Annotated in this window: 12 protein-coding genes and 1 tRNA gene; 6 read left to right on the top strand and 7 right to left on the bottom strand. The window is 61.6% G+C overall.

What is annotated here, in order from left to right:
• Positions 1-7 precede the first annotated feature (7 nt).
• Entirely contained in the window at positions 8-340 is a 333-nt protein-coding gene (locus VHD36_06395; GenBank protein HVU86930.1) for an HU family DNA-binding protein, read from the top strand.
• A gap of 204 nt (positions 341-544) precedes the next feature.
• Here the strand turns inward: VHD36_06395 and VHD36_06390 are convergent, their stop codons facing one another.
• From VHD36_06390 to VHD36_06375, 4 genes are all read right to left on the bottom strand, one after another.
• Complete coding sequence (locus tag VHD36_06390) at positions 545-1,330, bottom strand: SDR family oxidoreductase (GenBank protein ID HVU86929.1); 786 nt, start codon at positions 1,328-1,330, stop codon at positions 545-547.
• Between the two features lie 53 nt (positions 1,331-1,383).
• A complete protein-coding gene (gnd, locus tag VHD36_06385; GenBank protein ID HVU86928.1) occupies positions 1,384-2,826 on the bottom strand; it encodes a decarboxylating NADP(+)-dependent phosphogluconate dehydrogenase in 1,443 nt (480 codons plus the stop codon).
• 75 nt (positions 2,827-2,901) lie between these two features.
• Positions 2,902-3,765, bottom strand: a complete 864-nt coding sequence (locus tag VHD36_06380) for an HAD hydrolase-like protein (protein ID HVU86927.1) — start codon at positions 3,763-3,765, stop codon at positions 2,902-2,904.
• 71 nt (positions 3,766-3,836) lie between these two features.
• Positions 3,837-5,126 carry a diphosphate--fructose-6-phosphate 1-phosphotransferase gene (locus VHD36_06375; protein ID HVU86926.1) on the bottom strand — a complete coding sequence of 430 codons (1,290 nt, stop codon included), beginning with the start codon at positions 5,124-5,126 and terminating at the stop codon, positions 3,837-3,839.
• A 436-nt stretch (positions 5,127-5,562) separates the two neighbouring features.
• Between VHD36_06375 and VHD36_06370 the strand changes: the two genes are divergently transcribed.
• Positions 5,563-6,099, top strand: a complete 537-nt coding sequence (locus VHD36_06370) for a GNAT family N-acetyltransferase (GenBank protein HVU86925.1) — start codon at positions 5,563-5,565, stop codon at positions 6,097-6,099.
• A 75-nt stretch (positions 6,100-6,174) separates the two neighbouring features.
• Here the strand turns inward: VHD36_06370 and VHD36_06365 are convergent, their stop codons facing one another.
• A complete protein-coding gene (locus tag VHD36_06365) occupies positions 6,175-6,510 on the bottom strand; it encodes a hypothetical protein (protein ID HVU86924.1) in 336 nt (111 codons plus the stop codon).
• A gap of 422 nt (positions 6,511-6,932) precedes the next feature.
• Between VHD36_06365 and VHD36_06360 the strand changes: the two genes are divergently transcribed.
• Positions 6,933-7,004: transfer RNA gene (locus tag VHD36_06360), tRNA-Cys, on the top strand.
• Positions 7,005-7,174: 170 nt separating this feature from the next.
• On the opposite strand, the gene VHD36_06355 is transcribed toward VHD36_06360, so the two are convergent.
• Positions 7,175-7,573 (bottom strand): hypothetical protein, encoded by a 399-nt coding sequence (locus VHD36_06355; protein HVU86923.1) that lies wholly within the window; start codon positions 7,571-7,573, stop codon positions 7,175-7,177.
• Between the two features lie 488 nt (positions 7,574-8,061).
• On the opposite strand from VHD36_06355, the gene VHD36_06350 reads away from it, so the two are divergent.
• The 3 genes from VHD36_06350 to VHD36_06340 all read left to right on the top strand — a co-directional run bounded on the left by VHD36_06350 (position 8,062) and on the right by VHD36_06340 (position 10,775).
• The gene (locus VHD36_06350; protein ID HVU86922.1) at positions 8,062-8,850 is read left to right on the top strand and encodes a hypothetical protein; all 789 of its coding nucleotides are present in this window, start codon (positions 8,062-8,064) and stop codon (positions 8,848-8,850) included.
• A gap of 338 nt (positions 8,851-9,188) precedes the next feature.
• Positions 9,189-9,584, top strand: a complete 396-nt coding sequence (locus VHD36_06345; protein HVU86921.1) for a hypothetical protein — start codon at positions 9,189-9,191, stop codon at positions 9,582-9,584.
• Between the two features lie 909 nt (positions 9,585-10,493).
• A complete protein-coding gene (locus VHD36_06340; GenBank protein ID HVU86920.1) occupies positions 10,494-10,775 on the top strand; it encodes a hypothetical protein in 282 nt (93 codons plus the stop codon).
• A gap of 76 nt (positions 10,776-10,851) precedes the next feature.
• On the opposite strand, the gene VHD36_06335 is transcribed toward VHD36_06340, so the two are convergent.
• Positions 10,852-11,961 carry a thioredoxin domain-containing protein gene (locus VHD36_06335; protein HVU86919.1) on the bottom strand — a complete coding sequence of 370 codons (1,110 nt, stop codon included), beginning with the start codon at positions 11,959-11,961 and terminating at the stop codon, positions 10,852-10,854.
• Positions 11,962-11,993 lie beyond the last annotated feature (32 nt).

Below are 11,993 nucleotides of genomic sequence, written 5' to 3'. Positions count from 1 at the left end.
CCCAGTCATGGCGAAAGCCGCAACCGCTGCCAAGAAAGCACCGAGCAAGAGCGAGATCCTGAACAACATTTCGTCCGCGACCGACGTGAGCCGCAAGGACGTCTCGGCTGTTCTGGAAGCCCTCGCCGGCGAAGTGCGCAAGGCGCTCAGCAATCGTGGTCCGGGTGTCTTCGGCATTCCTGGCCTGGTCAAGATCACGAAGAAGAAGGTTCCCGCTCGTCCTGCGAAGAAGGGTGTGCCCAACCCCTTCAAGCCGGGAGAGTTGATGGACGTCAAGGCGCGTCCGGCCTACAACAAGGTCGCCATCCGCGCTCTGAAGAACCTGAAGGACATGGTCTAACTTCTCGAGGGATCAAAATCCCTTGTAGTCAGAATCCACTAAGGACCGCGCCCGCGCGGTCCTCAGGCGGCCCACACGACGCGGCCGCTCGGCAGTAGGCTTTTTCGCGGTACTTCGCCCAAATGGGCGACCGGTGCGAGAAGCCGACCGTCGAGCGGTCGCTTTTGTTTTTCCATTGCCGCTCAAGCGGATGGACGAGGGCGGCTACAGCCGCATCCCCGTGAAGCCGCCGTCGACGTAGTACGTCGCGCCGGTGATGAAGCTGCCGGCTTGGCGCGACAGTAAGAGCAGAGTCGCGCCGACTAACTCTTCCGGCTTACCAAAACGGGCCATCGGCGTCTGCTGCATGATGTTTGCCGTTCGTTCGGCATCGAGGATCTTGCGATTCTGCTCGGCGGGGAAGAAGCCAGGGCACAAGGCGTTCACTCGCACGTTGTGCGGTGCGAATTCGCGCGCCACATTGCGTGTCAGGTTGACGACGGCCGCCTTCGTGGCCGAGTACGCGAAAACGCGCGACAGCGGCTTGTCGGCCGTCACACTGGCAATGTTGAGGATCGCGCCCCCTGTGCCTGACTCGATCATCTGTCGGCCAAAGATTTGGCACCCCCGGTGTACGGCCGTGAGGTTGCTCGCCAAGACGCGGTTCCAATCCTCGTCTGCGACGTCAAGGTACGCACTCGCCGCGTTGACTCCGGCGCCGTTGATCAGCATGTCGACGCGTCCATGCCGTGCGAGCACGGCGGCCAGCAGTGACTCGACCGATAGCCGCTCACTGACTTCGACCGGCACGAACGACGCCGTGCCGCCGGCGGCCTGGATGGACCGCACGCGCTCTTGCCCGCGCTCGGCATTTCGCCCGGCGACGACGACCGCGGCGCCCGCCCGGGCCAGCCCTTCGGCGAGCGCGCCCCCCAGGACGCCGGTCCCGCCGGTGACGACGGCCACCTGCCCGGCAAGTCCAAACAACTGGTCGAGATATTCGTTGGCCATGGCAATCGCCGCCGCGTCGCAAGAATCGAAGAGTACGTTATCAGTCCGCGCGACTACTGCTGCGGCTGCCGGCGCAAGCCCAGCCAATCGGAGTGGAACGTCCCAGGCCGATCGGTTCGGTTGTAGGTGTGGGCGCCGAAGTAGTCGCGCTGCGCTTGCAACAGGTTGGCCGGCAGCCGTTCGCTGCGGTAGCCGTCGTAATAGGTTAGCGCCGTCGTCAGGGCCGGCACTGCCACTCCCAACTCGATCGCCGTGGCTGCCACGTGGCGCCACGCTTCCTGCGAGTTCGAAACGACCTTGGTGAAATACGGAGCGAGCAGCAGATTCTCGAGCGCCTTGTCGGCGTCGAAGGCTTCCTTGATGCGGTCCAAGAAGCGGGCCCGAATGATGCACCCGCCGCGCCATAACATCGCGATGTTGCCGTAATCGAGTGGCCAGTCGTGCTCCTTGGCGGCCGCGCGCATTTGCACGAAGCCCTGGGCGTAGCTGCAAATCTTGGCCGCGTAGAGTGCTTGCCGCACCTGCTCGACGAACTTCTTGCGGTCGCCGCTGTACTTTGCCGTCGGGCCGGGCAGCACTTTGCTCGCATGCACGCGCTGCTCTTTGAGGGCCGACAGCGAGCGGGCGTACACGGCCTCGGTCACCAGTGTACTGGGCACGCCCAGGTCAAGCGCCAATTGGCTCATCCACTTGCCGGTCCCCTTGGCGCCCGCGGTATCGAGGACCATATCGACCAGGCTGTTGCCGGTCTGATCGTCTTTGACGCTGAAGATGTCGCGCGTGATTTCGATCAGATAGCTGTCCAACTCGCCCCGATTCCATTCGGCGAAGACGTCGTACAACTCGTCGTTCGAGAGATTGAGCACGTTCTTCAAGAGCGCGTACGCTTCGCAGATCAACTGCATGTCGCCGTACTCGATGCCGTTGTGCACCATCTTTACGTAATGGCCGGCGCCGCGCGGGCCCACCCATTCGCAGCACGGAATATCGTTCTTGGGGCCGACCTTGGCGGCGATCGCCTGGAAGATCGGCTTCACCAGCGGCCAGGCCGCCTGACTGCCGCCGGGCATCATGCTCGGTCCTTTGAGCGCGCCTTCTTCGCCTCCCGAGACGCCCGTGCCGATGTACAGCAAGCCTTTCGATTCGACGTAGCGCGTGCGCCGCTCGGTGTCGGCATAGTGCGTGTTGCCGCCGTCGATGATCACGTCGCCGGGCGCCAGGAGCGGAATCAGGTGGTCGATCACCTCGTCCAGCGCCGGACCAGCCTTGATCATCATCATGACCTTGCGTGGCCGCTTCAGGCTGGCGACGAGGTCCTCGATCGTATGGACGCCCACGACCTGCTTGCCGGCGCCGCGGCCGGCCACGAACTCGTCGACCACCTTGGTCGTGCGGTTGAAGACGGCGATCTTGAAGCCCCGGCTTTCGATGTTCAGGGCCAGGTTCTCGCCCATCACGGCCAGGCCCATCAGGCCGATGTCGCAAGTTTCTTTCATGGTAGTAGCAGTAGTCAGTAGTCGGTAGACAGTAGTCAGTTGACGCGTAGCGCTGCGATATTCGGTGATCCGTTCCTAGCGCTTTTGCCAGGGCGGGTGTTCCGGCAGGCATTTGTCGAACTCGTCGAGCAGCTTTTGCTGATAGTCGCCGGCGAAGGTGCCGGCGAAGAAGCGATCGATGCCTTCTTCGTACAGGCGTCGCCAGCTTGCTTCCTCGGCGCCCGGGTTGATCGGGAAGAACAGCGCATGGTTCGCGATGGCCGCCTTATGGTCGCCCGGCGCGTCGCCGATCATCAGCGTATGGTTCGCCGCATACTTGGCGGCGTTGGCTAGCGTTTCTTTCTTGGTGCCGATTTCCTGGCCGCAAATTGCCGCCACGTACTTATCGAGGCCGTGCTCCTCCCATTCACGCACAAGCGCCTCGTTCGGCGTGGCCGACACGACGAGCACGTCCGCCTTGCCCTGCAGCTTTTCCAGGCATTCGCGCACGAAAGGGAAGGGGGGGACGCCGCGGACCACGTTGGCGATCGTCTCGTTCACGGCTTTCGACCAGGCAAGGGCCTGCCGCAGGTCCGCGTCGCCGCTTTTTTCCACCGCCGCGGATAACGCTGGGTTCGCCTGCTTCGTTTCCACTTTCAACCACGCGACCAGTCCGTCGGGCACACGAATCTTGATGCCGCGCGCCGTCACCTCGGGCCGCTTTTGCAGCCATTCGAGCGTTTCAATGAGCGCCGGAAAGCGATTGATCCCCCGGCTCTTCGAATACAGGTTGACGAACTCGGCTGCCTCGCGGGCGTACTTGCTCACGCCCTGCAGCTCGTAGCTGTTGATGATGTTCGGGATGAAGCATTCTTTATGCTTCAGCTCCATCGTGTCGAAGGCACAGCCGTCCGAGTCGATGCCAACCAGATACTTATGCTTGGGCGTGAGGTCAAACATGCGTCGCTGTGGTTAAATCCGTGGATGTTCTGCGGACAGTGAAATCCATCGAGCCGGCGCCACGCGCAGGCTCACTTTCGATCTGCCTCGGGCGTGTACTGGGGTAACTTCTGATCGGCGTAAATCGGCGAGAATCGCGTCAAACGCTGACGCCCCCCGATCATCGGCAGGCTCACCATGTCCTCGCCGACCAGCGGCTGCGCGTACTTGATAAAATCGTCGGTCACGTCGCAGCCGTCGGGCGTGATCCACCTGGTGGGGAACGCACGCTCGCTGTTGGCCACTTCGGCCAGCGGCACCTTGTCGTAACGCGCCGAATAGATGTCGCCTGCCTCGCGCAGGATGGTCGACATGTAGCCGCTTTCACCGCGCGCGGCCAGTAAAGCCGCCATCTGCCCGCTGCGGTACGCCTCCTCAAGGTCGACCGTCGAGGCGTAAGCCATCGAGTGTCGCTGATCGGTGCCCGACACGTTGCCGCGTGCCGCTCCCTTCGCGGCCAGCCCCGCGCGATTCAAATAATTCACGACGGTCTGCGCGACGGTCGTCTGGCTCGAACTGAACATGACGTGCCCGAAGGAATCTTTCACCGCGCCCAGCTCGCCGACGTCGAACCCTTCGCTCACCACGACCAGGCAGCGGCCGTGCTTTTTCAGCCGGTCGTTCACCTGGTCGGCCAGTTGCGCAAGCGAGCAGGGGCTTTCGGCCAGATAGATCAAAAGCGGCATCTCGCGCGCCGGATCCGCCAGCCGAGCCGCCGCCGGGATGAACCCGATTTTGCGTCCCATGGCCTGCATCACGAGCACCGGATCGGCCGGGCAGGAGCCGGCGTTCTCTTCGTTGGCGTTCTGGACGGCGTGCATCCAGTATTTCGCCACCGAGCCATAGCCCGGCGTGTGGTCGATCAGCTTGAACGCGCTGTCGCCGACGTCGTTGTCGATCGTCTTGGGAACGCCGACCGCCACCAGGTCCAGCCCACGTTCACGCGCCAGGGCGGCGATCTTGTTGGCGGTGTCCATCGAGTCGTTGCCGCCGATGTACAAGAAATAGCCGACGTTGTGCGCGCGGAAGACGTCGATCACGCGGTCGAAATCCTCCTTTTGATGCTCGCGCAGCTTATAGCGGCACGTGCCGATCGAACCGGCCGCCGGTGTGCAACGCAGCAAAGCCACTTCCTCGGGCTGTTGCGCCGACAGGTCGAGCAGCTCTTCTTTCAGTACCCCTTCGATGCCGTGCCGGCCGCCGTAGACCGTGACCACTTCGTCGAGCTCGCGGGCCGTCTCGATGATGCCGCGGAGGCTGTTGTTGATGACCGGGCTAGGGCCACCGCTCTGGGCGATGACCATATTGCGAGGGCGCGTCATGAGGATTGCTTGCTAACGCAGATGATGTTCGAGTGCTGGGGCAGGGGAACTTCTAGTCCATCGAGCGCGGCTGCCGCGAATGTGCCGACAGAGATCCGGGGCCCGACGGCCTTTTTCCGCCCGTTTCAAAGCCCGCGATTGTACCCCCGCTGCCGCCCGTGAGCAACGATGCGACGGACGCGCGCAGGAGAACTGCAAAGTCGATAATTTGCGAACGTGCCTTCTGTTGTCGGCCCCAGTGAGGTCGGGAATTGTAGGGTGCGCAATGCGCACCACGAACGAAAGTGTTCGGGTCATGGTGCCACAGGGCACCCGACAGACTCTATACTGTTGGCGCGACGGAGAAAGATCGGCGGCCGCAGCCTCGACCGATGAGTGCGCGGCAAATCACGGCTGCGCCGGAGCAAGGCCTTTAAGACGGAGGACGCCGCAGCGCATGCGCAGAGAAGTCACGACCTACTACCTGGAAATCACGGATCGCGCGGCGCTACGGCCGGCGCGCCATCCCACCGTGCCGATCGACATTCGCCAGGCCGAACGGCCGCTGCCGGAACTGAACCGGTTTCTGTACGTCGCCGTGGGACGCGATTATTTTTGGCGCGAGCGGCTCAAATGGTCGCGCGAGCGGTGGCTCGCCTACATGGGACGCCCCGAGCTCGAAACCTGGGTCCTGTACGTCGCGGGCACGCCGGCCGGCTACTACGAGCAAGATCTCCAGCCCGAGGGCAACGCCGAGATCGTGAATTTCGGCATGCTGCCCGACTTCGTCGCGCAGGGGATCGGTGGGCATCTGCTCGTACACGCGGTCGAGCGCGGCTGGCAGCGCGGCGCAAAGCGCGTCTGGCTGCACACCTGCACGCTCGATCATCCTCGGGCCCTCGCCCATTACCAGGCGCGCGGCTTCCGCCTGTACGACCAGAAGACGATCGAGCGTGACGTCGACGACGGTCCGCAGTCTTGGCCCGAGATCTGACGCGCCGCCTCCTCCCGACGAGGCGGCGCGCAACGGTTCCCGGCCCATCTCAAGCTTTGCGCCGTCGCCGATGTGCTACGCGGCCCGACGAGACCGCGCCTGCTCGACGCGCTCGCGCATCAGGTCGCTCACGACCGAGCGCACCAGACGATCGTGCGTCTGTTCGCTGAGCATCTGCAGGGTGCGTGCATTCAAGGTCGGGTGGGCCACGGCGACTGCCGCCACTTCGGTCGTGACGACGGGCCGCGCTTTGGCCCAGACGTACCCGCGCGCCTCGGCGTGCGTCATCGTCAACACACGGCGCTCGCACATGTGGCGCAGCGTGCCATACGTCTGGCGGGCGAGGTTTTGCGTGAATTCATCGACGATACGGGCGGCGCGCAAATCAGCAAGGAAGGTGAGCAATGGCATTCGTCCGGATTCCTTTCCCAAGAAAGACTTCCGTGCCCTCCGGACGCGCGTGAGGCGCGGCCGGCGGCACCTTGTGTTGACGGCCGGAAATCAACCCGCGGCCGCGCGACGCAACGTCGCTTGTTCGTTCTGCCCCAACGGTGGCCTCCTTGCCATGGCCGCGCCGCTTTGAAATCGCGGCGGCCGCCTTGTGCGCTCCGTCAGTATCCACAGATCGATTCGCGCGGTGATAATCTTCAGCCGTTCTGCTAGCGTCGGCAGAGTCGCACCGTCGGCGAGCGATGGCGTCGTGGCGACGCCATGACTTTGGGGGAGATGACTTTGGGGGACTGAGGGTTACGTTCGCGCCAGAGCCTGGCAGCGTCATTGCCAGCTCGACTTGACCCTTCCGGCCAGTTCCCCTAAGTTACCGAGGAATTCTGGGCGCTGTAGCCAAGTGGCTAAGGCAGCGGATTGCAAATCCGCCACCGTGGGTTCGACTCCCACCAGCGCCTTTTCTATTCAAGGCTAAGCCAGGACGGCATTTATGTCGGTCCTGGCTTTTTCCTTTTTGGATGAGCTTCGCGACACCTCGCTACCGAGGACGAAAGGGAGTTTGCCGGCGACGTAATGGCCAGCGCCTTGGGGGATGCCTGCAGGACGAGTAGGTGGCGCAGGAGGGCTTTCATTCGTCGCTCTCTGATCCCTTCGCGACCCTTCCCACTTCATTTCTCCAGGGCTCGCGCAGCATACTTTCGCATTGCGACTGCAAATCTTCTGACGATAAGATCCCGTCATCCGCAAGATCACGCGCGACTCGGTCCATCGGCCCCTGCCAGACGGCAACAAATGCCCTCGCTCGGGCCAGCAACCGGCGCAATTGCGCTTCAACCGCTTCGGCGCCATAGCGAGAGTGAATGAGTTTCCGAGCCTCCACAACGTCGCATGAGCCGCCATCGTGTGCTGCTTTTGGAGCAAACTTCTTCACGGCCGCGCCGCCGGCCAGCAACATCACAAAATGACCATCCTTGCACGCTGGCCACTCGGGACTATCGGCTTCCGCGTCGCAGTGCTTTTCGCTCAACAGCTCACATCGTGGTCCCTTACTGCGGTAGAAAGCGACAGTCACATGCCGAAACGCGATGCCGTGAGGCACAAGCCGCTACAGCGTGCGCTGCCTCGTGGAGAGCGACTGCCCGATCGGTCAGCATCGTGCCGTCCTCGTCGTCGTGCATTCATCGATTCCTAGAAAAGAAGTCGCCTGACTGTCCTACCGTTCCCCAATTGCTGGGCCAGGTGAGCCGGAGGAGCAATAGTCCCCGCGGCTGGTGTCCCTGTCGTTAGGGCATCCTACGCGCGAGGCGCGAATTGTGCTCGCGCAAATGCGTTGCGAATAATGAGATATTATCTAATTAGCAACTACCTACAGTTAGCTATGCGGGACGTATGTTCATGCCCCGCGCCGAGATCGAAGAAAGTTCGCTCCCCCCAGTGGAGCGGTGAGAAGTTGCTGGCATATAATTACCCGCTGAGGCATTCGCCAGTGCTCTTCGCGATACAGGGGTGTAACGCGTGGCCGGTTACTACATTCGCCGAGGCGACAAGGTCGCTGGTCCCAACTCGACCGATCAACTGAAACTGTGGGCCAGCGAGGGCAAGCTATTGCCCACTGACGAGATTGCCAAGGAGCCAGGCGGCCCGTGGTCAGTAGTCGCTAAGACAAAGCTCGCGCAGGCACTCCCCGCCGCATCGACAGCGATGGTGCCGCAGCAACAGCAAGCTGCGTCAGTTCAGGTGCCGGCAGTCGTTGAAGCCCCGGCGGCGCCGCCTACTGATATGCAAGAGCTAGCGGGACCGGTGTTCGCCATCTTGCGGGCATCGAAGGTCACGGCGCGGGTCGTCACACAGCCAATCGTCAAAGCCGCATCTGCCACTAAAAGTGCCATCGCTGTAAGCTCGCAGCGTCGCCATGAAATCAAGCTGGCCAAGCTGGCTAACGAACGAATAGCAGCCGAACGCGATCGCGAGCTAGCCAAGCAACAACAGCCCGCGCCCGTCGCCCCGCAGCCACAAGTAATGGCGCAGATGCCGCCCGGCTACCAGCAACCAGTGATTAACATCACCAACGTGAACACGAATGTAATCGGACAGCAACAGGGCTATAAGCGCTGGAGCCCGGCGGTCGCGGCGCTGCTCAGCCTCATTTTTCCGGGACTCGGCCAACTCTATAAGGGTCAACTCCTTAATGGAGTCATATGGTGCATAGTCGTCCTGGTTGGCTATGCTGCCCTCATCGTTCCCGGTTTGGTGCTGCACCTCTGCTGCATCCTCGGCGCAGCGTCAGGCGATCCTTACCGATAGCTACAGGGCCACGCAAGAAGATGCTTGACTATGCGCGCGAGTTATTCGACAAGTTTCTGGTCACGGTCCTTTTTTTCGCGCTCCTGTGGATGTTAAGGCGGATCAGTCCGCGAGCCCTCCTTCTGCTTGGAAGGTTCGGGCGCTGGTGGCTAGCTCGACTCGTCCTTCGAGCGGTCACGAGCGCGGACGCAGGGTCCACTGCCTATTTCATTCGGCTACCGACAGCATTGCTCTTGGCGTCCGTCCTGATCGCAACCGCTCTTATGGCGTATTCTCTGCATTTAAGGACTGAACGGGTTCAGGCAAACGTGGACATCGCGCGGGGCCGTGCGTCGTCCATGACCCTTGAGGAATTACAGAGGGAAGTGGACGACCTTCCTTTTCGGAGTTACGTAACGACGTATTCGTTTATGTCGGCAATGAGCGTCGCAGCAATCGCATTGTTCGCCCTCATTCCCTGGGACGCTGCCGCCGTCGCACAAATCAGATTCAACATCGAGCGAACCGAAACATGGCTAAGGGCAGTCGCAGATAGAGAAGAACTCGAGTCGTTATATACGCTGCAAAGTCAGGTGAGGGACCGCGAGTCCCTTATTGCTTATCTCACGCGCCATAACGAGCTGGCGATGCAATTCAGATTGCCAAGAATGGACATGGCATGGGTCGGCGCCACGTCATCTTCTCCGATCGCGGGAAAGCTGGAGGACCGCGACGACCGGGTCGAAATCGACTGAAAAAAGAGCGACGTGCGAGCGTTCCATCGGCGCCTTGGTCACCAAGGCAAGAAAAAACGCCGGGACGCGACGACGAAGGTGGAGTGGGGATCGTCGAAGGTCCCGCCAGCATCCGCGGAGGAGTCTATCGATTGCCGGAGAAATTGACAACGCCCCCCATATGCCGTGGCAGGCGAAGCCCTCCCCGACTCTTCCAGCGTTGCTAGCTATTAGCGTTGCTTGCTGATCGTCAAATCGACTGCACGAACGCTTGTTCTACCTCGTCGCACCGTTCGACCACGCAAGGCGACGACATCGAAAGGCGGCGACATCGCGCATGCCGATGATCTCTCGACGTTACGCATGGCGGCGGCGCTCGCTTGGTTAGCCGCGCGAACGATTCCTGTTCGCATGCCCGCGCCGAGAGGCGTTATCCGGCGATCGTCTTCGCCGCGCTAGGCGCTTCGATTTTTTCACGAGTCGGAGCACGAGCTTAAGAGTCCGTCGAAAACTGGCCACGAATCACAAACGTTCGTTCCCGAATGCGCGCGAACATAAAGGTACGGCGACGGGTCTCTGAGCACAGTTAAGCGGCGGATTCCATTAGCGCCGTATCCATTCGCTTCTTTGATTATTCGCGCTTCGTGGGATTGCTCATCGTATTGAGCTCGCGATAGCTCGTATTGCGCGCTCGCAACACCGGTGCATCGATTTGGATTTCATCGTTTCTCGTGACAAATCGTTAAGAATTTCGCGCGACAGACGAAAGACAACAGCAGCGCCGGTAACTGTAGATTGCACATCGCACAGCGAGTGTCGCCCCATATTTCAGCGCGCTAGTAGCCACCCCAACGAGGGCCTAATTAATTTCCGCCTCGCACTGTACTATTCACTGCGGAATGGAACGGAACACGTGGAAGAGGGACGCACATGCGTGAGCAGAGTGCAGGGATCGGTCTTGGGTGGTTCACTCTGGGAACCATCGTCGTGGGCATTGTGGTGGCCGCCGGCGCGACGAAACACAATGCCTATTGGGAAGAAGACGTCAAGCGGAACGCCATGCCGATCGACGTCGCAAAATACAAGAGCCAATGGCACCAAGAGGCCGAGGAGAGGCCTCCGCTGCCGCCGCTCAAACCGCAGCCCGGCTTGCCGGGTTACAGCATGTCGAAGTCGATCACGTCCGCGCTACAGAAGGCTTTCGCGCCGTGACATGTCCGCGCGATGACCAGGCCGCGGGCGGTCGCGAATCGCCGGTTCATCTAGTGCATTTCGATGCGCGATCGGTTTACCCGCCGGCCGCGTCTTTCGTGCCGCGGCGGTAGCGCTCGAGGTGCTGCTCGAGTTCTTTGGCGTTCGCCGGCGAACCGCCATCTTTGTCGGCTTTGAGCAGCGCGATGGCCTTCTCCTCGGTCGCGATGGCCGCGCTCGCGTCGCCCGTGCGGAACTGGGCTTCGGCCAAGGTGTCGAGGTAATAGTGGTTGCCGCTTTCGGTCAATTGAACCGCGCGCTGAGCCGCCTTCAGCGCCAGTTGTGCGACTCGCGGATCGGGATCCCGCTTTAAGTTCGGATCGATCACTTCCCAGGCGATGTTATTCAGGTTGTCGGCCTGGTCATCGTACTTTTCGAGTAGCGCGTGGCCGAGCGTCAGGGCCGCCTCGACGTTGTGGCTGTTGGCGAGGCAGATGAATTTCAGCGATTCGTAGCGATCGGTTTGCTCCGGGCTCTCCTTGGTCACCTCCTCGATGGCCGCGAGCGTGCCCTGATAGTCGTGCGCGCGGTACGGTCCGTAAATCTTTTGGCGCACGAGCCGGACCGCGCGCTCCTGGGCTTTATCGACGAGCCGCTTTTTGGCCATCTCACCGGCGTCCCAGTCGTCGGCAAGAATTTTAGCCAGCGGTTCGTCAAGCCTGAGAGGGTGGCCGATCCAGGCGATCGTGCCATCGTGAACCACGAAGGCCGTGGGGATACCATGCTCGTCAGCCGCGTCCATCCATGCCTTGGCCATGGCGCCGTCTTTGGGTTCGCTGTCCGCAGGGACGCTGTCCAGGGCCACGCTATAGTCCATCTTGTCGCCCATCTCGGTGACGAACGGTTCGACCAGTTGCACGTCATGCTCGAAGACGTCAACGCCCACGAACTGCACGCCTTGCTCCTTGAACTTGTGCGCGAGTTCCGTCAGATGGGGAATGCTGGCGCGGCAGGGTCCGCACCAGGTTGCCCAGAATTCGACGACGTAGATCTTCTTGGGCTCGAAGCGTTCGATTTTGTCCCCTTTGACCCAGCCCGACACTTTTAGGGCGGGCGCCGGATCGCCGATGTTGAGGATTTCGTCGGCTTTGGCAGCAATAGGAGCGAGGCATACGAGAGTCACAACGGCGGCGATTCGAAATGACATCGCAAGGCTCCTGATACGGTGTTTGGGTATCG

This window comes from Pirellulales bacterium (assembly GCA_035546535.1).
GTDB lineage: Bacteria > Planctomycetota > Planctomycetia > Pirellulales > JACPPG01 > JACPPG01.
Note: the sequence above shows the minus strand (reverse complement) of the source record. Positions and strands in the feature narration are given on the sequence as shown.